This window comes from Paracoccus sp. (in: a-proteobacteria) (assembly GCF_030538695.1).
GTDB lineage: Bacteria > Pseudomonadota > Alphaproteobacteria > Rhodobacterales > Rhodobacteraceae > Paracoccus.
The window spans coordinates 26780-47170 of sequence record NZ_JAUNTN010000003.1 but is presented as its reverse complement, the minus strand read 5'-3'; the positions used below and the strand labels follow the sequence as shown (position 1 = coordinate 47170).

At 65.6% G+C, this 20391-nt stretch carries 18 protein-coding genes; 8 read left to right on the top strand and 10 right to left on the bottom strand.

The genetic code is table 11. From position 1 onward, the window contains the following. Window positions 1-68: 68 nt before the first annotated feature. From Q4G24_RS02165 to Q4G24_RS02155, 3 genes are all read left to right on the top strand, one after another. Complete coding sequence (locus Q4G24_RS02165) at window positions 69-1016, top strand: sugar-binding transcriptional regulator (protein ID WP_303364862.1); 948 nt, start codon at window positions 69-71, stop codon at window positions 1014-1016. Window positions 1017-1116: 100 nt separating this feature from the next. Beyond that, window positions 1117-3105 (top strand): DEAD/DEAH box helicase, encoded by a 1989-nt coding sequence (locus Q4G24_RS02160; RefSeq protein ID WP_303364861.1) that lies wholly within the window; start codon window positions 1117-1119, stop codon window positions 3103-3105. Between the two features lie 94 nt (window positions 3106-3199). Further along, a complete protein-coding gene (locus tag Q4G24_RS02155) occupies window positions 3200-3673 on the top strand; it encodes a cell wall hydrolase (RefSeq protein ID WP_303364860.1) in 474 nt (157 codons plus the stop codon). 3 nt (window positions 3674-3676) lie between these two features. Here Q4G24_RS02155 and ureG read toward each other — a convergent pair whose 3' ends face one another. The 8 genes from ureG to Q4G24_RS02115 form a co-directional block, all read right to left on the bottom strand. Beyond that, the gene (gene ureG, locus Q4G24_RS02150; RefSeq protein ID WP_303364859.1) at window positions 3677-4285 is read right to left on the bottom strand and encodes an urease accessory protein UreG; all 609 of its coding nucleotides are present in this window, start codon (window positions 4283-4285) and stop codon (window positions 3677-3679) included. After that, window positions 4282-4908, bottom strand: coding sequence for an urease accessory protein UreF (locus Q4G24_RS02145; protein WP_368660919.1), 627 nt, complete (start codon window positions 4906-4908; stop codon window positions 4282-4284). The genes ureG and Q4G24_RS02145 overlap by 4 nt, the downstream gene beginning before the upstream one ends. After that, window positions 4901-5383 (bottom strand): urease accessory protein UreE, encoded by a 483-nt coding sequence (locus Q4G24_RS02140; protein WP_303364857.1) that lies wholly within the window; start codon window positions 5381-5383, stop codon window positions 4901-4903. Before Q4G24_RS02140 ends, Q4G24_RS02145 begins: the two co-directional genes overlap by 8 nt. 10 nt (window positions 5384-5393) lie before the next feature. Beyond that, window positions 5394-7076, bottom strand: coding sequence for an urease subunit alpha (gene ureC, locus Q4G24_RS02135; RefSeq protein WP_303364856.1), 1683 nt, complete (start codon window positions 7074-7076; stop codon window positions 5394-5396). Then, window positions 7076-7381 (bottom strand): urease subunit beta, encoded by a 306-nt coding sequence (locus tag Q4G24_RS02130; RefSeq protein ID WP_303364855.1) that lies wholly within the window; start codon window positions 7379-7381, stop codon window positions 7076-7078. Before Q4G24_RS02130 ends, ureC begins: the two co-directional genes overlap by 1 nt. A gap of 152 nt (window positions 7382-7533) precedes the next feature. Then, window positions 7534-8082: a HupE/UreJ family protein gene (locus tag Q4G24_RS02125; RefSeq protein ID WP_303364854.1), complete on the bottom strand. Its 549-nt coding sequence runs from the start codon at window positions 8080-8082 to the stop codon at window positions 7534-7536. Between the two features lie 9 nt (window positions 8083-8091). Beyond that, complete coding sequence (locus tag Q4G24_RS02120; protein ID WP_303364853.1) at window positions 8092-8394, bottom strand: urease subunit gamma; 303 nt, start codon at window positions 8392-8394, stop codon at window positions 8092-8094. Window positions 8395-8404: 10 nt separating this feature from the next. Then, window positions 8405-9184 (bottom strand): urease accessory protein UreD, encoded by a 780-nt coding sequence (locus Q4G24_RS02115; protein WP_303364852.1) that lies wholly within the window; start codon window positions 9182-9184, stop codon window positions 8405-8407. 208 nt (window positions 9185-9392) lie between these two features. Between Q4G24_RS02115 and xdhA the strand changes: the two genes are divergently transcribed. The 5 genes from xdhA to Q4G24_RS02090 are packed head-to-tail and all read left to right on the top strand — an operon-like array spanning window position 9393 to window position 17138. Beyond that, complete coding sequence (gene xdhA / locus Q4G24_RS02110; RefSeq protein WP_303364851.1) at window positions 9393-10748, top strand: xanthine dehydrogenase small subunit; 1356 nt, start codon at window positions 9393-9395, stop codon at window positions 10746-10748. Further along, on the top strand, window positions 10745-13006 hold the full coding sequence (xdhB, locus tag Q4G24_RS02105) for a xanthine dehydrogenase molybdopterin binding subunit (RefSeq protein ID WP_303364850.1): 2262 nt from the start codon (window positions 10745-10747) through the stop codon (window positions 13004-13006). Before xdhA ends, xdhB begins: the two co-directional genes overlap by 4 nt. Beyond that, window positions 13003-13731, top strand: coding sequence for a xanthine dehydrogenase accessory protein XdhC (gene xdhC / locus Q4G24_RS02100; protein ID WP_303364849.1), 729 nt, complete (start codon window positions 13003-13005; stop codon window positions 13729-13731). The genes xdhB and xdhC overlap by 4 nt, the downstream gene beginning before the upstream one ends. Continuing rightward, window positions 13719-15011, top strand: coding sequence for a guanine deaminase (guaD, locus tag Q4G24_RS02095; protein ID WP_303364848.1), 1293 nt, complete (start codon window positions 13719-13721; stop codon window positions 15009-15011). Before xdhC ends, guaD begins: the two co-directional genes overlap by 13 nt. A 12-nt stretch (window positions 15012-15023) precedes the next feature. After that, window positions 15024-17138, top strand: coding sequence for a malate synthase G (locus Q4G24_RS02090; protein WP_303364847.1), 2115 nt, complete (start codon window positions 15024-15026; stop codon window positions 17136-17138). Window positions 17139-17246: 108 nt separating this feature from the next. On the opposite strand, the gene Q4G24_RS02085 is transcribed toward Q4G24_RS02090, so the two are convergent. Further along, complete coding sequence (locus tag Q4G24_RS02085) at window positions 17247-19055, bottom strand: SLC13 family permease (protein ID WP_303364846.1); 1809 nt, start codon at window positions 19053-19055, stop codon at window positions 17247-17249. 94 nt (window positions 19056-19149) lie between these two features. Then, window positions 19150-20391, bottom strand: a complete 1242-nt coding sequence (locus Q4G24_RS02080) for a urate hydroxylase PuuD (RefSeq protein ID WP_303364845.1) — start codon at window positions 20389-20391, stop codon at window positions 19150-19152.

Sequence of the window (20391 nt, the reverse complement as noted above, 5' to 3'; positions counted from 1 at the left end):
GCACTATGGGCAAATGCTCATATCGTGTTAATACTTTCAGCAAGGCGAATCTGCAAGAGTGGCAAAAAATGACCGAAGGCGACCGGAAACTGGATCAGGCCGCCCGCGCGGCGTGGCTGTATTACGTCGGCGGGCTGCGGCAGGATCAGATCGCCGCACAGATGGGCGTATCGCGCCAGACCGCGCAGCGTTTGCTGGCGCAGGCGCAGGCGGCTGGCATCGTCAAGGTGCGCATCGACCACCACACCGGGCGCTGCCTTGATCTGGCCGGGCGGCTGGCCGGCCGCTTTGCCCTGCGCCGGGCCGAAATTGCCCCTGCCGAATCCGGCGCGGTCGGGGTGGCGCAGCTTGCAGCGGCGGGACTGGAACAAGCCCTGTCCCGCCCCGATCCGCTGATTCTGGCCATCGGCACCGGGCGCGTCTTGCGGGCAGCGGTGGCGCAGATGACGCGCATCGACTGTCCGCAGCACCGGATCGTCTCGCTGACCGGGAATATCGCACCTGACGGTTCCGCAGCTTATTACAACGTGCTGTTCTCACTGTCTGAACTGATCACGGCCCGCAGCTTTCCGCTAATGGTTCCAGTGATCGCCGCCAGCCCCGAGGAACGCGCCGCCCTGCACCGCCAGCCCGGCAATATCCGCGTGATAGAGATGGCCGCCCGCGCCGATCTGGCACTGATCGGGCTGGGATCGTTCAATGCCGATGCGCCGCTGATGAAGGACGGCTTTCTGACCGCTGATGAGGTCGCTGCGCTGGCCCGGCGTGGCGCAGCGGGCGAGATTTTGGGCCGCCCCTATGACCTGAACGGGCGCTGGCTGGATCACGACGACCGCGTCGCTTCGGCCCATCTGCCGCCGCTGGACCGGGCAGAAGTCACCGCCGCCGCCCATGGCCCGGCCAAGCGCGAAGCCATGCTGGGTGCATTGCGCGGCGGGCTGGTAAACGGGCTGATAACGGACGAGGCCAGCGCCGAATGGCTGCTGGCGCAGGCTGATCCTTTCGTTTTCCTTTGACATTGGGTCGCCACGCCTCTAGGGGGCGGGTTTGCGGGAAAACCGGAATGCGATGGATGGGCTGTCGCTGGTGGTTGCGCACCGCAACTTCAGGACAGCTATGATTCATCCCGATCTTGCCCCGGCATTGGCCGAGGCTCTCGCCGCCAAGGGCTATGACAGCCTGACCGCCGTGCAACAGGCCGTGCTGGCCCCCGAGGCCGCAGGCCGCGACCTGCTGGTGTCGGCGCAGACCGGCTCGGGCAAAACGGTGGCCTTTGGGCTGGCGCTGGGGCCGGATCTGGCCGCCGTCTCCGGCCTGCCACTGGCGCTGGTGATCGCGCCGACGCGCGAGCTGGCACTGCAAGTCGCCCGTGAATTGGGCTGGCTGCATCAGGGGGCTCAGGTCGCAACCGTCGTTGGCGGCATGGAATATCGCGGCCAGTTGCGGGCGCTCGCCGCCGGGCCGCAGATCGTCGTCGGCACGCCGGGCCGCCTGCGCGACCATATCGAGCGCGGCTCGCTGGACCTGTCTGGCCTGCGCGCCGTGGTGCTGGACGAGGCCGATGAGATGCTGGACCTCGGTTTCCGCGAGGATCTGGAGTTCATCCTGGCCGCCGCCCCCGAAAGCCGCCGCACGCTGCTGTTTTCCGCCACCGTCCCCCCCGCCATCGAGGCGCTGGCCCGTGATTTCCAGCGCGACGCGCTGCGCCTGACCGTGGGCGGCGAGGCCCGCCAGCATGGCGACATCACCTATCGCGCCGTGACCGTGCAGCCGCGCGACCGCGAGCCGGCGATTTTCAACCTGCTGCGTTACTATGAACCGCGCACCGCTATCGTCTTTTGCAAGACGCGGGCGAATGTGGCGCATCTGCTGGCGCGGATGGGAAACCGTGGTTTCCGCGCCGTGGCGCTGTCGGGCGAGCTTAGCCAGCAGGAGCGCAGCCATGCGCTGCTGGCGCTGCGCGACGGGCGGGCGCAGGTCTGCATCGCCACCGATGTGGCGGCGCGGGGCATCGACCTGCCGGGGCTGGATCTGGTGATCCACGCCGATCTGCCGACCAATGCCGAAACCCTGCTGCACCGCTCGGGCCGGACCGGGCGGGCCGGAGCCAAGGGCGTTTCCGCGCTCATCGTGCCGCTGCCGGACCGGGGCAAGGCCACCCGCCTGCTGCGTTTCGCCAAGCTGGAGGCCGAATGGGTTGAGGCCCCCTCGGCCGATGCGGTGCGTGCCGCCGATGACGAACGGATGCTGACCGATCCGGTATGGAGCGGCGGCGACGAGGACGGCACCGCCCTGCTGGAGCGTTTCGGCGCCGATGCGGTGGCAGCGGCCTTTGTCCGGCTGTGGCGTGGCGGGCGTCCCGCCCCCGAGGAGCTGATCCCCGTGCAGCCTTCGGCCCCGGCGGCCCCGCGTGCCCCGCGCGGCGAGTTCGGCCCCTCGGTCTGGTTTACCGTATCCGCAGGGCATGAGGACCGCGCCGAGGCCCGCTGGCTTCTGCCCAAGATTTGCGAGGCAGGTGGCATCACCCGCGACCTGATCGGTGCAATCCGGGTCAAACAGCGCGTGACCTTCGTGCAGCTTGCCGAAGCCGCCGCCGCACATTTCGGCGCGGGTCACGAGTTGGAACCGGGGCTGACCATGCTGCGCATGGAAACCGCCCCCGATTTCGACGCGCCCACCGGCCCCGCGCCGAAAAAGCCGCATCGCAAGGGCCAAAGTTTCAGCAAGGCGGCCTTCGACAAGGCCCCGTCGGGCAAAACCTCATTTTCCAAGCCCCCCTTCAGCAAGGCCCCGCGTGATGAGGATGCGCCGCGCCCGGCGAAGCCTGCGCCAAAGGCTGCCAAACCTGCCGCAAAACCGGCAAAAACTGCGCGGACCACTGCCCCGAAACCCGCGGCCAAAGCTGCCCGTAATGCTGCGGAAAAGCCTGCGGGCAAGCCCTATGCGCCCAAGGCAAAGGCCCCACGCAGCAAGGCGGCAGCGGGAAAACCCTCTGGCGGGAAACCGGCTTATGGCAAGCCAGCGCGCCCGTCGCGTTCTGGCCCCCCGCGTTCTGGCCCGGCACGCCCCGGCGGCACCTCTGCCCCGCGCCGCCCCAAAGGTTAAGCCGCACCTTGCCGACCGGCCTGCGCGGATATTGCGTGCCATGCTGCCCTGCTGATAACCTGTCCAAAAGAGCAGGACATAAGGGGCAGAACCCATGAAACGCGCAAAAACCGCACTGGCGCTTGGCCTGATCGGGGCCACGCTGGCAGGCTGCGGCATCGGCCCGCGCCACAGCGCCCAGGAATGTATGGAACGGGCGATGTTTTTTGAATCGCACCGTTCCAGCCGCGAGGGCATGATCGCGGTGGGCAGCGTGGTGATGAACCGGGTGCGCTCGGATCAGTTTCCGAACTCGGTCTGCGCGGTGGTGGCGCAGAAGAACCAGTTCGCGCCGGGGGTGATGACCCGCAAGATGCAGTCCAAGGCTATGCCCGATGTGCGCGAGGCCGCCCGCGCCGTTCTGCGCGGCGAACGCCACCCAAGGATCGGCAATGCGATGTTCTTCCACGCCGCCACACATCGGTTTTCCTATAACAACATGCATTATGTGCTGACAGCGGGCGGCAACGCCTTTTATGAAAAGCGCAAGCCGCATCTGGTCACGCAGCCGGTGCCGCTGCCGGGTTAGGGGTTAAAGCCCGCCCAGCCTGCGGATTTCGGCCACCACCTCCGCCACCCCCGCGCCGGTTTTCAGCGAACAGAACCGCACCGGCCGGGGGCCGCGATTTTGGGCGGCATCGCGGGCCATGCGCTCGGTGTCGCAATCGACAGCCCCGGCAATGTCCGTCTTGTTGATGACCAGCAGATCGGACCGTGTGACCCCCGGCCCGCCCTTGCGCGGAATATCGTCGCCCATGCTGCAACTGATGACATAGACGGTCAGATCCGCCAGCTCGGGCGAGAAAGTCGCTGACAGGTTGTCGCCACCGGATTCAATCAGGATCACATCCAGATCGGGAAAAGCCGCCGTCAGATCGTCCACGGCGGCAAGGTTGATGGAACAATCCTCGCGGATCGCCGTATGCGGGCAGCCGCCGGTTTCGACCCCGCGGATACGATCCGCAGGCAGCGCCTGCACACGGGTCAGATATTCGGCATCCTCGCGCGTGTAGATGTCATTGGTGATCGCGGCGACCGAAAGATCGCCGGACAGCGCCCGGCAAAGCGCCTCGGTCAGCCGGGTTTTGCCTGCGCCGACGGGGCCGCCGATACCGATGCGAAGGGGTCCGTTCTGGCTCATGTGCGATAAATCCTTGGTTCAAGCGTTTCATGGCGGATAGCGGCCAGATCACCCCACAGGCAGGCCCCGCCAAGATCGTCGAGGCTGGCGCTTGCCGCCTGCCCGGCGAGGCTGCGGATCAGCGGCAGCAGCGCCGTCAGGACGCTTTGCCCCTGCGTCTGGCCCAGCGGGACGGATTTCACGCAAACCGTGGTCAGCGTGCTGGCAAAAGCCTGCAAGAACAGCACCAGCGTTTCCGGCAGGGCGGCACCGGCGCGGGCGGCAGCCTGCCCCACGACAACCGGATAAGGCGCGGCGGGCAGCGGTGCCTCGGTCGCGCTGATGATGCGGGCAAAGGCTGCGCCCTGCTCAACGGCCTCGCGCCGGCGACTGGCCGCGCCGGTCAGCGCCAGCGCCAGATCAGCCACATCCGCGCCGCGCCAGGCATGGACCAGCAGGATCGCATCATTGCGCCCCGCGCCATGGGCCAGCAGGTCGGCAATCCACCCTTGCGCCGTGGCGGCGTCATGGATCGCACCATCCGCGATGGCCTGCTCGACCCCGTGGGAGTAGGCATAGGCGCTGATCGGAAAACCCGGCGACAGCCACAGCGCCAGCTTTTGCAGGCCCGCAAGCTCAGTCATGGTGGTGGTGATGCCCGTGTTCGTGGTCATGGGGTCCATGCGAATGGCCCATGACCTGCGCCGCGCCATAAGCCCCGCCTTCGGGGGTAAAGGGCGCGCGGGCCTCAGTCACATCCGCGCCAAGCCCCTCCAGCATCGCCCGCAAGACATGATCGGCGCGGATCACCAGATGATCGGCCTCGATCTGGCAAGGCGTATGGCGGTTGCCGATATGCCATGCCAGACGCGGCAGGTCGCCCCGGATCAGCAGCACGGGTTCCGGCGCGGCGATGATCTGCACCAGCCGCCCGTCCTCCAGTTGCAGCGCATCACCATGGACCAGCGCCACGGTTTTCGGCAGGTCCACGACAAAATCCAGCCCGTAATCGCTGCGCAGGGCTTTACGGCGCAAAAAACGGTCGTCGTAATCCAGCGCGATATGGTCGGCGGGGGCGGTGGACAGCGGGGCGTGCAGATGGGTGGTGGCGCGTTGCATAAGGTGGCTTTCAGAACAGGAAATAGCGTTGCGCCATCGGCAATTCGCTGGCTGGTTCACAGGTCAGCAATTCGCCATCGGCGCGGACTTCATAGGTTTCAGGGTCCACGGTAATATCGGGCGTAGCGTCGTTCAGCATCATATCGGCCTTGCCGATGTTGCGGGTGTTTTTCACCGCGACGCAGGCTTTCGACAGCTCAGGCAGATCGGCCCCGGCGCTGGTGAATGTCACCGCGCTGGCGTGCAGCGCCCGGCCCAAAGCCCCGAACATCGGGCGCGAGTGGACCGGCTGCGGCGTCGGGATAGAGGCATTCGGATCGCCCATTTGCGCCATGGCCACCATGCCGCCAAGCAGCACCATTTCCGGCTTCACCCCGAAAAACGCCGGGTTCCACAGCACCAGATCAGCACGTTTGCCAACCTCGATAGTGCCGATTTCATGGCCGATACCATGCGCAATTGCCGGGTTGATGGTGTATTTCGCAATATAGCGGCGGACGCGGAAATTATCCGCCGGGCCGTCCCCCAGCTTGCCGCGCTGGCCCCGCATCTTATGCGCGGTCTGCCATGTGCGGATCAGCACCTCGCCCACGCGGCCCATCGCCTGACTGTCGCTGCTGATGATCGACATGGCCCCAAGGTCGTGCAGGATGTCCTCGGCCGCGATGGTCTCGCGCCGGATACGGGATTCGGCAAAGGCGATGTCCTCGGGGATGGCGCGGTCAAGGTGATGACAGACCATCAGCATGTCCAGATGCTCCTCCATCGTGTTCACGGTGAAGGGACGGGTCGGGTTGGTGGACGACGGGATCACATTCGCCAGCCCCGCCACCCGAATGATGTCCGGCGCATGGCCGCCGCCCGCGCCTTCGGTGTGAAAGGCGTGGATAGTGCGACCGTTGATGGCGCGGATGGTGTCCTCGACAAAGCCGGATTCGTTCAGCGTATCGGTATGGATCATCACCTGAATGTCGTGGCGGTCGGCCACGGTCAGGCAACAGTCGATGGCGGCGGGGGTGGTCCCCCAGTCCTCATGCAGCTTCAGCGCACAGGCTCCGGCACGGATCTGTTCCTCCAGCGCGGCAGGCAGGCTGGCATTGCCCTTGCCCGCAAACGCAAGATTCATCGGCAGGCTGTCGGCGGCCTGCATCATGCGGTGGATATGCCACGGCCCCGGCGTGCAGGTGGTGGCCAGCGTACCATGCGCCGGGCCGGTGCCGCCGCCAAGCATGGTGGTCACGCCGGAATGCAGCGCGTCATTGACCTGCTGCGGGCAGATGTAATGGATATGCGCATCCATCGCACCGGCGGTCAGGATGCGACCCTCGCCCGCGATGATCTCGGTTCCCGGCCCGATCAGCACGGTGACGGCGGGCTGTGTATCAGGGTTACCCGCCTTGCCGATGGCTGCAATGCGCCCATCGCGCAGGCCGACATCGGCCTTGTAGATACCCGTCGCATCCACGATCAGCGCGTTGGTGATGACGGTATCCATCGCACCTTCGGCACGGGATTTCTGCGACTGCCCCATACCGTCGCGGATGACCTTGCCGCCACCGAACTTGACCTCCTCGCCATAGGTGGTCAGGTCGCGCTCAACCTCGATCAGCAGGTCGGTATCGGCAAGACGGATGCAGTCGCCAGTGGTGGGGCCGTAAATCGCGGCGTAATCGGCGCGGGACAGGCTGACCATTACAAATCCCCCATGACGGCGGCGCGAAAGCCAATGGCGCGGCGCTCCCCGGAAAAGGGGATCAGCGGCACGTCCCGGGTCTGGCCCGGCTCGAACCGGATCGCCGTGCCTGCGGGGATGTTCAGCCGATGCCCATGCGCGGCCCGACGATCAAAATCCAGCGCCGGGTTGGTTTCGGCAAAGTGGTAATGGCTGCCAACCTGAACCGGGCGGTCGCCGGTATTAGCCACGGTCAGGGTAATCTGCGGGCGGCCTTGGTTCAGGGTGATGTCGCCGTCAGCGGGAATGATTTCGCCGGGGATCATAGCGGGTTCCTTTTTGGCTGAGGTGGACCGGGGGCCAGCCCCCGGACCCCCGGGGATATTTAGGGACAAAAGATGCCCATTCTTCTTCACCTCAATATCCTGGGGGTGAGGGCGTCAGCCCGAGGGGGCAAAGCCCCCTGCGGCGTCGAAAATCATGCAAAGCCAAGTGCAAGACCCGCTGCCATGGTTGCCGCGCCCAGCAGACGGGTGGCAGTCAGGCCAAAGCGGCCAAGCCCGATGCCTGCAAGGTGCAGCAATGCGGTCGCCAGCGCAAAGCCTGCGGCATAGGCGACCAGGCCGGTGGCCGGGCCTTCAGCCCCATGAGCAAAGCCATGCGCCAGACCGAACAGCGCCACCAGCGGCAGGGTTGCCGCCAGTGAGGGCCGCAGGGCCAGCGCCACCGCCGCACCGATGATGATGGATGAGGCAAGGATCAGCGGCTCCACCAGCGGCAGGGTCATGCCCACAGCCCCCAAGGCCCCACCTGCCAGCATCGCCGCAACAAAGGTCAGCGGCATGGCCCAGATGGCACGGCCTCCGGCAAGTGCCGCCCAAAGGCCGACCGCCACCATCGCCAGCAGGTGATCGGTGCCGCCAAGCGGGTGGTTCAGACCCGCCATGAAAGGCGCGCCGGTGTCATGGCCCGGATGCGCCAGCGCGGCAGAGGGCAGCAGGGTCAGAAGGATGAACAGGTTTTTCATATCAGCGCCTTATCGGATCGGGTGGTGAACGGTGACGAGCTTGGTGCCATCGGGAAAGGTGGCCTCGATCTGGATTTCGGGGATCATGTCCGGGATGCCGGGCATACAATCCTCGGCCCGCAGGATTTCGGCCCCGGCCTGCATCAGATCGGCCACGCTGCGCCCGTCCCGAGCGCCTTCGACCACCGCATCGGTGATGATGGCAATGGCTTCGGGATGGTTCAGCTTGACGCCTCGGGCGCGGCGGTCGCGGGCGATCATGGCGGCCAGCGCCACCAGCAGCTTGTCCTTTTCGCGGGGGGTCAGATTCATAGCGGGCCTTTCAGAGTTGCCAGACGCGCGGCGGGCGGCTGCCGCGCAGCAGGTGAATCAACGGGATCAGCATGGCCCGCAGCGCCTGCCCCGAGGGGGCCAGCAGCCGCACCACCAGCAGATCAGGCAAAGGGGCGGTTGCGCCCGCCGCGCCGGTCAGCATGGCGCGGGCGGCATCCAGACGGTCACCCACGCCGGGGGCGGCCAGCACCAGTGTTGCTGCCGCGCCTATGCCTGCGGTGGTCGCAGGGGTGCCGGGCAGCCCATCAAGGCGCAACGATTCCGCATGGATCAGCCGCCCGCCGCGATGGATGCGCCAGTTGTCGCGCAGGTGCAGGCGGGTGATGACCTCGCCATGCGCGGCCCGGCCAAAAATCAGGGTTTCCAGCGCCAGAAGTTGTGCGTCCCCGGCCATATGGACGGTCAGACAGCGGTCCAGCGCGGCACCGTTGAACAGGATGGTTTCCTGTGGCAGCCAATCCAGCCGCGCCCCGGCAGCAAGGGTCAGCTCATTCGTCACCCGCGCCACCCCACCCGCGCTGCGATAGATACGCTCGGCAGCCTGAGTGGTCATGGTCAAACGGTCGCCCGCACCAAGGCTGGCCGCCAGCGCGATACGATCGCCGCCGGTGATACCGCCTGCGGTATTGGTAAACACCGCCTCGTCCCGCCCGCGCGGCAGCAGGATTTTCGCGCAGCCCTGCTGAAACAGCCGCGTCAGGCGGGCGCCGTCCAGAGCGATCTCGGCGCGGCCATGGCTGCGGGGCAGGATATGGGCGGGTGCGTTCATGCCGCCAGCTTGCGCCGGGCGGGGTCTTTGTCCAGCGATGCGCCCAAAATCCGGGCAGGCCGGGGAATGGACGGCGCAATCTGCCTGATTGTGCAGCGATCTGCCTGCCAGATGGGCGGATGGTGAATCGCTCAGCTCAACGCATGTCAGCCGGTTGCCCCGGCGCAGGGTTCCGCTAAGCTGGCACGGCTGAACATGGGGGCGATTGATGGCGGCTGTGCGCTTTGTGCTGAACGATCAGGATGTGGCCCCCGAGGCCGCGCCGGGTGATATGCTGCTGGACTATCTGCGGCTGAACCGGGGGCTGACCGGCAGCAAGGAAGGCTGCGCCGAAGGTGACTGTGGCGCGTGCAGCGTGCTGGTCGGTCGCGTGGATCAGGGCCGCATGACCTATGCGCCCGTGAACGCCTGCATCCGTCCGCTGGCAACCTGTCACGGTCAGCATATCGTCACCGTCGAGGGGCTGGCAGTGCATGGTCCTGCCCCGGTGCAACAAGCAATGGTAGATCACCACGCCAGCCAATGCGGGTTCTGCTCGCCCGGTATCGCGGTGGTGCTGCACGCGCTGCGGCAGCAGAATGCGGCCCCCTCGATACATGATATTGAGGTCGCGTTGCAGGGAAACCTGTGCCGCTGCACGGGATACGGATCGATCATTGCGGCGGCGCAGGCGGCGGGACCGGCGGACCCTCTGGCCGGGGGCAATATGGTGGCGCGACTGGCGGCGATTGCCCCGGCGGACAGCCCCATGATCCCCGTGGATGAGGACGCGCTGGCCCGCGCCTATGCGGCCTCGCCGGATGCCACACTGGTGGCGGGGGCAACGGATGTGGGGCTGTGGGTGACGAAACAGATGCGCGACATCGCGCCCGCCATATTCATCGGCCATCTGATGCAGGGGATCGAGGACCGGGGGGATAGCCTGCGACTTGGCGCGGGCGTCACCTATACCCGCGCCGCACCTGCGCTGGCGGCACTGGCCCCGGCGGTCGGGCCGTATCTGCAACGCATCGGCGGCTGGCAGGTGCGCAATGCGGGGACGGTCGGTGGCAATATCGCCAACGGCTCGCCCATCGGGGATATGCCACCGCTGCTGATCGCGCTTGGCACCCGGATCGGGCTGCGGCGGGGCGACCAACGGCGCGAGATCCCCTTGCAGGATTATTTCCTGACCTATGGCAAGCAAGACCGCCAGCCGGGCGAGTTTCTGGAATATATCGACATTCCCCGCCCTGCCCCCGGTGATCTGGTCGCGGCGGAAAAGGTCAGCAAGCGGCGCGACAGCGACATTACCGCCGTGGCGATGGGGTTCTGGCTGCGCCATGAGGGTGGGCAGATCACGGACGCGCGGCTGGCCTATGGCGGGCTGGATGGCATCCCACGCCGAGCGCAGGGGGCCGAGGCCGCGCTGATCGGCCAGCCCTTTACCGCCGCCACCTTCGACGCCGCCGCCCGCGCCGCCGAGGGGGATTTCACCCCGCTGACCGATATGCGGGCCAGCGCGGAATATCGGCGAATGCTGGCCGGAAACCTGATCCGCCGCGCTTGGGAGGGCTGGCAATGATCCACCGCGACGCCCCCCATGACAGCGCCCTTGCCCATGTGACCGGGCAGGCGGATTACACCGACGATCGGGCGGAACGGGCGGATTTGCTGCATATGGCGCTTGGCCTGTCGGATTGCGCGCATGGCCGGATCACGCGGCTGGACCTTGGGGCGGTGCGGACCGCGCCCGGGGTGGTTGCGGTTCTGACCGCGGATGATCTGCCGCATAATGATGTCAGCCCGAACGGGTTGGGCGATGACCCGATCCTTGCGCCGGGGATGGTCAGTTTCCACGGTCAGCCGGTCTTTGCCGTGGTGGCGCAGACCCGGTTGCAGGCACGGGCGGCAGTGCGGCTGGCTGCGGTGGACTATGCGCCCCTGCCCGCCGTTCTGGATGCGATGGATGCGCATGAAACCGTCGTGCCGGGGATGGTCCTGCGGCGTGGCGACCCCGGCCCGGCCTTCGCGGCAGCCCCGCACCGGCTGCAAGGGCGGATGCGGATTGGCGGGCAGGATCACTTTTACCTCGAAGGCCAGATCGCCCTTGCCGAACCCGATGATGATGGCGGAATGCTGATCCATGTCAGCACACAGCACCCGTCCGAAGTGCAGCATATGGTGGCCCATGCGCTTGATCTGCCTTCCAGCGCGGTGACGGTGCGGGTGCGGCGGATGGGCGGCGGCTTTGGTGGCAAGGAAACCCAGATGAACCTGTTCGCCTGCCTTGCCGCAATGGCCGCCCGCCGCTTGGGCCGTACCGTCAAGCTGCGCCCCGACCGTGACGAGGACATGCTCACCACCGGAAAGCGCCATGATTTCATTGTAGATTACAGCGTTGGCTTTGACGATCAGGGCCGGATTCTGGCGGTGGACGGCGACTGGTTTGCGCGCTGCGGCTTTTCCGCCGACCTGTCGGGCGCGGTAACGGATCGGGCACTGTTTCATGGCGACAACGCCTATTTCTACCCCGATGTGACCCTGCGCAGTCACCCGATGCGCACCAATACCGTCAGCAATACCGCCTTTCGCGGCTTTGGCGGCCCGCAAGGGGTGATCGTGGCGGAACGCATCGTCGATGATATAGCAACTGTGCTGGGCTTCGACCCGCTGACGGTCCGCCGCCGCAACCTGTATCGCAACGGCGATCTGACCCCCTATCACCAGCCGGTCGAGGATCAGATCCTGCCGCGCCTGCTGGATGAATTGGAAAGCAGCAGCGACTATCAGGCACGGCGCACGGCGGTGGCGGAATGGAACGCGCGGGGCGGCACGATCCGGCGCGGCATCGCGCTGACGCCGGTCAAGTTCGGGATCAGCTTTACCGCCACGCATTTCAATCAGGCGGGGGCCTTGGTGCATATTTATGCCGATGGCTCAATCCGGCTGAACCATGGCGGCACCGAAATGGGCCAGGGTCTGCACACCAAGGTCGCGCAGGTGGTGGCAGACGTGTTTCAGGTCGGGCTGAACCGGGTGCGCATCACCGCCACATCGACCGATCAGGTGCCGAACACCTCGGCCACGGCGGCCAGTTCCGGCACCGATCTGAACGGCATGGCAGCGCAGGACGCGGCCCAGCAGATCAAGACGCGTCTGGTCGATTTCTTGTGTGAAACCAAAGGGCTGAACCCGGATCAGATCAGCTTTCAAGATGAAACCGTGCAGGCGGGGGATGAAACAATCAGCTTTCCCGACCTGATCCGCATGGCCTATCTGGCGCGGGTGCATCTGTCGGCGGCAGGATTTTACAAAACCCCCGACATCCACTGGAACCGCGCCGAGGGGCGGGGCCATCCGTTCTATTATTTCGCCTATGGCGCAGCCGTATCCGAGGTCAGCGTGGACAGCCTGACCGGCGAATATCGCGTGGAACGGGTGGACATCCTGCATGATGTGGGCCGCAGCCTGAACCCGGCGCTGGACCGCGGTCAGGTCGAGGGCGCCTTTGTTCAGGGCATGGGATGGCTGACCACCGAGGAATTATGGTGGGACGATCAGGGGCGGCTGCGCACACACGCGCCTTCGACCTATAAAATCCCGGTGGCCAGCGATCGGCCCCGTGATTTCCGGCTGGCGCTGGCCGATTGGTCACAGGCGGAAAAGCCGACGATCCGCCGGTCAAAGGCGGTGGGGGAACCGCCCTTCATGCTGGCGATCAGCGTGTTTCAGGCGATTCAGGCGGCGGTGGCCTCGTTCGGTGATCCGCGTCAGCCGGTCGGGCTGGACGCGCCCGCCACACCGGAACGGGTGCTGATGGCGATTGCGGCGCGGCGATGATCCGGGTGCGGGTGGAACGCCTGCGCGGCTCTGCCCCGCGCGAGGTCGGGGCGTGGATGCTGGTCCTGCCCCATGACACGCAGGGCAGTATCGGCGGCGGGGCGCTGGAATCCATCGCCATCGACAAGGCCCGCGCCATGCTGAAGGCCGGGCAGGACAGCGCCCATCTGGAAACCGCACTTGGGCCAGAGATCGCGCAATGCTGCGGTGGCTGGGTGGCGCTGTCTTTTCAGCGGGTTGATACCGCACCTGCGGCTGACCCGCGCCATGACCTGCTGATCTTTGGCGCCGGCCATGTGGGCCGGGCCTTGGCGCGGGCGGCGGTGCTGCTGCCGCTGAACGTCAGCGTTTACGACCAGCGGGCAGAGGAGCTGGCACGGTTGGACGCAGGCCGCAGCCACCTGACCGCCCTGCCCGAAGCCGCGATCCGCGCCGCCCGCCCCGGCAGCGCCTTTGTCATCGCCACCCACGATCACGCGCTGGATTTCGCGCTGGCGACCGAGGCCCTGCGCCGTGGGGACGCCGCCTATATCGGGCTGATCGGCAGCGCCACGAAACGCGCCCGCTTTGATGCTCATGTCCGGCGCGAAGGGCTTGACCCCGGCCCGCTGATCTGCCCCATAGGCGCGGGGTTTTCCCCCGACAAACGCCCTGAAATCATTGCGGCCTTTACCGCCGCCGAAATCATCGCCACACTGACGAAAGGCCCAAAATGCGCCAGTTGATCCGAGGCCGCCTGCTGAGCTTTCACGCCGACCCGTTCACAACGGCGGACAACCACCGCTATATCCCTGACGGGGCGCTGATCGTCGCGGATGGCCGGATCGAGGCGATGGGCGAATATGCCGATCTGCGGGCCGAGGGCCTGCCCGAGATCGACCACCGCCCGCATCTGATCCTGCCCGGCTTTGTCGATCCACATATCCATTTCCCGCAGCTTCAGGTGGTGGCCTCTTATGCCGATCAGCTTCTGGACTGGCTGAACGACCACACCTTCCCCGAGGAATCCCGCTATGCCGACTCCGCCCATGCGCAGGTCATGGCAGGCGCGTTTCTGGATGAGTTGCTGCGCCACGGCACCACGACGGCCTGCGTCTTTGGTTCCGCACATGCGGCCAGCGTGGATGCGCTGATGCAGCAGGCTGATGCGCGCGGCATGGCGCTGGCGGCGGGCAAGGTGATGATGGACCGCAATGCCCCGCCGGGGGTGCTGGACACGGCGCAGGCCAGCTATGATGACAGCGCCGCGCTGATTGCCCGCTGGCACGGGCGCGGGCGGCTGCGCTATGCGATTACGCCGCGCTTTGCGATCACCTCGACGCCCGCGCAGTTGCAGGCGGCGGGCGCGTTGGTGGCGGAAAACCCCGACTGCCTGATGCAAACGCATCTATCGGAAAACCATGACGAAATCGCGCTGACCATGCAGCTTTACCCGGAAGCGAGCGATTATCTGGACGTTTACGACCGCTTTGGCCTGCTTGGCCCAAACAGCCTTTTCGGCCATGCCATCCACCTGTCTGACCGCGAAATCGCCCGTATGGCGGAAACCGGCAGCCGCGCGGTTTTCTGCCCGACCTCGAACCTGTTTCTGGGATCAGGCCTTTATGACGCGCGACGGCTGCGCGATGCAGGCGTGGTCGCAGGGATCGCAACCGACATCGGCGGCGGCACAAGCTGGTCGATGCTGAAAACCGCCGACGAGGGCTTCAAGGTTCTGCAAATGCAGCGCCAGCGGATGCACCCGCTGGCCGCCGCGCATTGGATCACACGCGGCAATGCGCAGGCGATGGGGATGGCGGATGTCGGGACGCTGGACCCCGGAACCGCCGCCGATCTGGTGGTGCTGGACAGCAGCGCGACCCCAGCGATGCGCCTGCGCATGGCACGGGTGCAGGATGGGCGTGACCCGCTGGCGGATGAGCTGTTCTTGCTGCAAACACTTGGCGATGATCGCGCCGTGGTGCAAACTTATGTCGCGGGTCAGGCCGTTCGGCCACAAGAATAACAGGGGGATAGAATGACCGATTATGTCAACCGCGCGGGGCTGAGCGTCGCCGCTGAACTCGCCGATCTGGTCGAAAACGAGGTGCTGACCGGCGTTTCCGCCGATGCCTTCTGGTCAGGCTATGCCGCGCTGCTGCGGGATCTGATGCCGGAAAATGCGGCGCTTCTGGCACGGCGGGCGGAATTGCAGGCGCAGATCGACGATTGGCACCGCAACAACGCCTTTGAGCCGCAGGCTTACCGCGCCTTCCTGACAGAGATCAGCTATCTGGAACCCGAACCTGCGCCGTTTCAGGTGGAAACCACCCATGTGGACCCGGAAATCGCCAGCATCGCCGGGCCTCAGCTTGTGGTGCCGGTGATGAACGCACGGTTCGCGCTGAACGCCGCCAATGCGCGTTGGGGCAGCCTTTATGACGCACTTTACGGCACCGATGCGATACCGGGGCAGGCCGCGCCGGGCTATGACCCCACGCGGGGGGCGCAAGTCATTGCATGGGGCCGGGCGCATCTGGACCGGGTGACCCCCCTGGCCGGGGGAAGCTGGGCCGATGTGACAAAGATGCAAGTCTCGGACGGTGTGCTGCTGATTGATGCGGGCGGCGAAACCGGGCTGGCGGACCCGGCGCAATTCGCGGGCTATACCGATACGGGCGATGTGTTCCTGCGGGTAAACGGGCTGCTGATCCGTATTGTCGTGGACCGCGCCAGCACCATCGGACGCGACGATCCGGCAGGGATTGCCGATATTCGTCTGGAAAGCGCCCTGACCGCGATTCAGGATGCCGAAGATTCCGTCGCCGCCGTGGATGCTGCCGATAAGGTTGTCGTCTATCGCAACTGGCTGGGGCTGATGCGGGGCGACCTGACCGATACATTCACCAAGAATGGTGCAGAAATGACCCGCGCCCTGAACCCTGACGTCACCTATCTGGACCCGCAGGGCCAGCCGGTGACACATCCGGGCCGCGCCCTGCTGCTGGTGCGCAACGTGGGCCATCTGATGCTGACCGATGCGGTGCGTCTGGACGGGCAGGACACGCCGGAAGGGATCATGGATGCGATGGTGACAGTCGCCGCCGCCATGCACGATCTGTCCAAGGATGGTCCGCGCAACAGCCGCGCCGGTTCGGTCTATGTCGTCAAGCCCAAGATGCACGGCCCCACCGAGGCGGCTTTTGCCGACCGCCTGTATGGTCGGGTCGAACAGGTGCTTGGCCTGCCGGAAAACACCGTGAAACTGGGCCTGATGGACGAGGAGCGCCGCACCAGCGTCAACCTCGCCGCCTGTATCGCGGCATTGCGGAACCGCTGCGTGTTCATCAACACCGGCTTTCTGGACCGCACCGGGGACGAGATCCACAGCTCGATGCAGGCCGGGCCAGTGCTGCCGAAATCCGAGATGCGCGGCGCGGCATGGCTGGCGGCCTATGAGGACGGCAATGTCGATACCGGCCTTGCCGCCGGGCTGGCCGGGCGCGGCCAGATCGGCAAGGGCATGTGGGCCAAACCCGACGCCATGGCCGAGATGCTGGACCAGAAAATCACCCATCCGCAAGCCGGGGCGAACACAGCATGGGTGCCGTCCCCCACCGCAGCCACGCTGCACGCGACGCATTACCACCAGGTCAATGTCGCGGCGGTTCAGGACGGCCTGAGATCACGGGCGCGGGCCAGCATGGATGCGCTGCTGACCCCGCCGCTGATGGTCGGGCGCAACCTGACGCCGGATCAGATCACGCATGAGCTGGACAATTCCTGCCAGTCGATCCTTGGCTATGTGGTGCGTTGGGTCGATCAGGGGGTTGGCTGTTCCAAAGTGCCTGACATCAACGACATCGGGCTGATGGAGGACCGTGCGACGCTGCGGATTTCAGCGCAGCATCTGGCCAACTGGCTTCTGCATGGGATTTGCACCGAAGCGCAGGTCGAGGACAGCCTGCGTCGCATGGCGGTGCGGGTCGATGCACAAAACGCGGCCGATCCGGCCTATCGCCCCATGGCACCGGGCTTTGACGGCGAGGCTTTCCGTGCCGCACGGGATCTGATCCTGCAAGGGGCCGCGCAGCCCTCGGGCTATACCGAACCTTTGCTGCACGCAGCACGGCGACGGGTCAAGGCGGGGTAAGCGGGGGCTTTGCCCCCTTCGCCTCCGGCGGGGATATTTGGGGACAAAAGATGGGTTTTCTTCTTCACTTAAATATCCCCGCCGGAGGCACCTGCCCGCGTAATCTATCTACCAGACCAGCATCAGCATGATGACTGCCACCGGCAAAATCGCCAGTTCCAGCAACAGCCCCGCCTTCCAGTAATCACCAAAGCGGAAGCCGCCGGGCCCAAGGATCAATGTGTTGTTCTGATGCCCGATCGGGGTCAGAAAGGCACAGGACGCCCCGATCGCCACCGCCAGCAGGAACTGATCGACCGAGGCCCCAAGCTGGTTTGCCATCTGCATCCCGATGGGGGCCATGACGGCAGCGGTGGCGGCGTTGTTCATCACATCCGACAGGAACATGGTCAGAACCAGCACCAGAACCAGCCCGATCACCACGCTGTCGCCCGCCACATGACCGACCAGCGCCGTCGCGACCGAGGCCGCGGCACCGGTCTGCTCCATCGCGCCCGCAATCGGGATCAGCGCCGCCAGCAGCACAACCACCGTCCAGTCGATCGAGGTGTAAAGCTGCCGCAAAGGCAGGATACCAAAGACCACAGCAGCCACCACCGCCAGCAGAAAGGCGATGGCCGTAGGCAGCAGTCCTGCCGTTACGGCCACCAGCGCCGCGCCCATAATCAGCATCGCCCAACGGGCATTGGCACGGTCCGGCAGGTCGATTTCGCGGGTCGCCAGCGGCATACAGCCCTGATCGCTGCAAAACCGGGCGATGGCGGATTCGTCACCCTGCACCAGCAGCAGATCACCGGATTGAAACTGCGCCGTGGACAGGCGCGAGATACGCCGATGGCCGCTGCGCGACAGCGCCAGCAGGTTGATGCTGAAGTTGTTGCGCAACTGGATCGACCGGGGCGAACGTCCGGCCAGCGCCGCGCCGGGCATGACCACGACTTCGCGCAGGATGATCTCGCTGCGTTTGGGGGTGTCGGGGGTGTCCTCGGCATCAGGGTCGGCGGGCTGATCCTCGGCAGTGGCGGGGGGCTGCTCGCCCTCGGCCAGCGCAAGACCCAGCTTGCCAAGCAATTCGGGGACTTCCTCCAGTTCGGTTTCGACCACCAGAATATCGCCCGCCTGCACCGCACGGGAGCCGCGCGGCGCAAACAGATGCACGCCGTTGCGAACCAGCCCGACAACCTGACTGCCGCTTTCGGAAATCTGCTCCTCGGCTTCGTGCAGGGTGCCGCCGATCAGCGTGGATTTCTCGGCCACGCGCACTTCGGTCAGATACAGCCCGGTCGAGACCTCGGCCCCTGCCCCGTCGCGTCCCGGCACCAAACGCCAGCCGAACAGGACCAGCACCACCACCCCGGCCAGCGCCACCGGCAGGCCCACCGGGGTCAGATCAAACATCTGATATTCACCCAGCCCCGCCTCGGCCCGGATACCGGACACGATCAGGTTCGGCGGCGTCCCGATCAGCGTGGTCATGCCGCCAAGGATGGTGCCAAAGGACAGCGGCATCAGAATCTGCCCGGCGGGCATCTCCAGCCGCGCGGCCACCCGGATTGCCACCGGCATCAGCAGCGCCAGCGCGCCAACATTGTTCATAAAGGCCGACAGAAACGCCCCAAGCCCGACCAGCGCGAACATGGAAACCGTGCGCCCGGCCTGCGCAGGCAGCAAACGGTTCGAGACGGTTTCCACCGCGCCTGTCTGTTGCAGCATCCGTGACAGCACCAGAACGCAGGCCACGGTGATAACCGCCGGTTGCGAGAACCCGGCAAATGCATCCGCCGCCGGAACCAGCCCGATCAGCACAGCCGCCAGCAATGCGATCAACGCGACAATATCATGGCGCAGACTGGAAAAGATGAACAGTGCCATCGTTGCGGCCAACAGGCCAAGCACCATGATTTCCGGCAGGGTCATCGTTCCATCCGTTTGTTATACCGAACGGAACGCGGCAAGTCGGGGATTGGTTCGGGCCATCATGCAGCCCGCAGCCCGAATGTTCACAGGCGCATCAATTTGCAGCCGAGCGGCTTGCGCTTTGATACCAGCGACGGATGGCCTGACGTTCCGCCGGTTCCATGAAGGACAGATTTGCGGGCGGCATCGCCTCGGTCGCACCGGCTTGCAGGTAGATCTCGCGCGCATGGGCCGCCACATCGGCGGGGGTTTCCAGCAGCACGCCCTTGGGTGCATGGCGGATACCGGGCCAGCCGGGTTCGCGGGCGTGGCACATGGCGCAGCGGCCCGGCACGATGGCGGCAATGTCCTCGAACCCGTCGGCACTGGCGAAACGCGCCTCGTAAGGGGTCAGGGCGCGGGCCTCGGATGTCTCATAATCCTGCTGTTGCAGCGGCGCGGTGGAAATCCACACCACCGCAGCAAACAGCGCCGCGGTTACGCCCCAGGTCCACCACGGCATTCCCCGTCCCGCGTGCATGGTGTTGAAGAAATGCCGGATCGACACGCCCATCAGAAAGATCAGCGCCGCAATCAGCCAGTTATACGGGCTGGCAAAGGCCAGCGGGTAATGGTTCGACAGCATCAGAAAAATGACCGGCAGCGTCAGATAGTTGTTATGCATCGAACGCAGCTTGGCGATCTTGCCATATTTCGGATCGGGTGCCCGGCCCGCAATCAGATCCGCCACTACGATCTTTTGGTTCGGGATGATGATGAAAAACACATTCGCGGTCATAATCGTGGCGGTAAACGCGCCCAAATGCAGCAGCACCGCGCGGCCCGTGAACACCTGATTATAGCCCCAGCCCATCGCCACCAGCAGCACAAACAGCAGCACCATCAGCAGGGTTGGCCGCTCGGCCAGACCGGATTTGCACAGCCGGTCATAAACCAGCCAGCCCACCGATAGCGAGGCCGCAGAAATCAGCACCGCCTGCCACAGCGCCAGATCCGCCTTGGCCGGGTCGATCAGGAACAAATGCCCGCCGATCCAATAGACCAGCACCAGCAGGGCCGCGCCCGACAGCCATGTGGAATAGCTTTGCCATTTATGCCAGATCAGATGCTCGGGCATGTTATCCGGGGCAACCAGATATTTCTGGATATGATAAAAACCGCCGCCATGGACCTGCCATTCCTCGCCAAAGGCTTTGGGTGGCAGATGCGGCGATTTACGCAGCCCCAGATCCAGTGCGATGAAAAAGAACGACGACCCGATCCACGCCATCGCGGTGATGACATGCAGCCAGCGCACGGCAAAGGTTGCCCATTCCGTCAGAACGATGATGTCCAT

Bases quoted from the DNA above. Each gene is read 5' to 3' on its own strand.
- Q4G24_RS02165 (WP_303364862.1), top strand. From the start codon at position 69: ATGACCGAAGGCGACCGGAAACTGGATCAGGCCGCCCGCGCGGCGTGG.
- Q4G24_RS02160 (WP_303364861.1), top strand. From the start codon at position 1,117: ATGATTCATCCCGATCTTGCCCCGGCATTGGCCGAGGCTCTCGCCGCC.
- Q4G24_RS02155 (WP_303364860.1), top strand. From the start codon at position 3,200: ATGAAACGCGCAAAAACCGCACTGGCGCTTGGCCTGATCGGGGCCACG.
- ureG (WP_303364859.1), bottom strand. From the start codon at position 4,285: ATGAGCCAGAACGGACCCCTTCGCATCGGTATCGGCGGCCCCGTCGGC.
- Q4G24_RS02145 (WP_368660919.1), bottom strand. From the start codon at position 4,908: ATGACTGAGCTTGCGGGCCTGCAAAAGCTGGCGCTGTGGCTGTCGCCG.
- Q4G24_RS02140 (WP_303364857.1), bottom strand. From the start codon at position 5,383: ATGCAACGCGCCACCACCCATCTGCACGCCCCGCTGTCCACCGCCCCC.
- ureC (WP_303364856.1), bottom strand. From the start codon at position 7,076: ATGGTCAGCCTGTCCCGCGCCGATTACGCCGCGATTTACGGCCCCACC.
- Q4G24_RS02130 (WP_303364855.1), bottom strand. From the start codon at position 7,381: ATGATCCCCGGCGAAATCATTCCCGCTGACGGCGACATCACCCTGAAC.
- Q4G24_RS02125 (WP_303364854.1), bottom strand. From the start codon at position 8,082: ATGAAAAACCTGTTCATCCTTCTGACCCTGCTGCCCTCTGCCGCGCTG.
- Q4G24_RS02120 (WP_303364853.1), bottom strand. From the start codon at position 8,394: ATGAATCTGACCCCCCGCGAAAAGGACAAGCTGCTGGTGGCGCTGGCC.
- Q4G24_RS02115 (WP_303364852.1), bottom strand. From the start codon at position 9,184: ATGAACGCACCCGCCCATATCCTGCCCCGCAGCCATGGCCGCGCCGAG.
- xdhA (WP_303364851.1), top strand. From the start codon at position 9,393: ATGGCGGCTGTGCGCTTTGTGCTGAACGATCAGGATGTGGCCCCCGAG.
- xdhB (WP_303364850.1), top strand. From the start codon at position 10,745: ATGATCCACCGCGACGCCCCCCATGACAGCGCCCTTGCCCATGTGACC.
- xdhC (WP_303364849.1), top strand. From the start codon at position 13,003: ATGATCCGGGTGCGGGTGGAACGCCTGCGCGGCTCTGCCCCGCGCGAG.
- guaD (WP_303364848.1), top strand. From the start codon at position 13,719: ATGCGCCAGTTGATCCGAGGCCGCCTGCTGAGCTTTCACGCCGACCCG.
- Q4G24_RS02090 (WP_303364847.1), top strand. From the start codon at position 15,024: ATGACCGATTATGTCAACCGCGCGGGGCTGAGCGTCGCCGCTGAACTC.
- Q4G24_RS02085 (WP_303364846.1), bottom strand. From the start codon at position 19,055: ATGACCCTGCCGGAAATCATGGTGCTTGGCCTGTTGGCCGCAACGATG.
- Q4G24_RS02080 (WP_303364845.1), bottom strand. From the start codon at position 20,391: ATGGACATCATCGTTCTGACGGAATGGGCAACCTTTGCCGTGCGCTGG.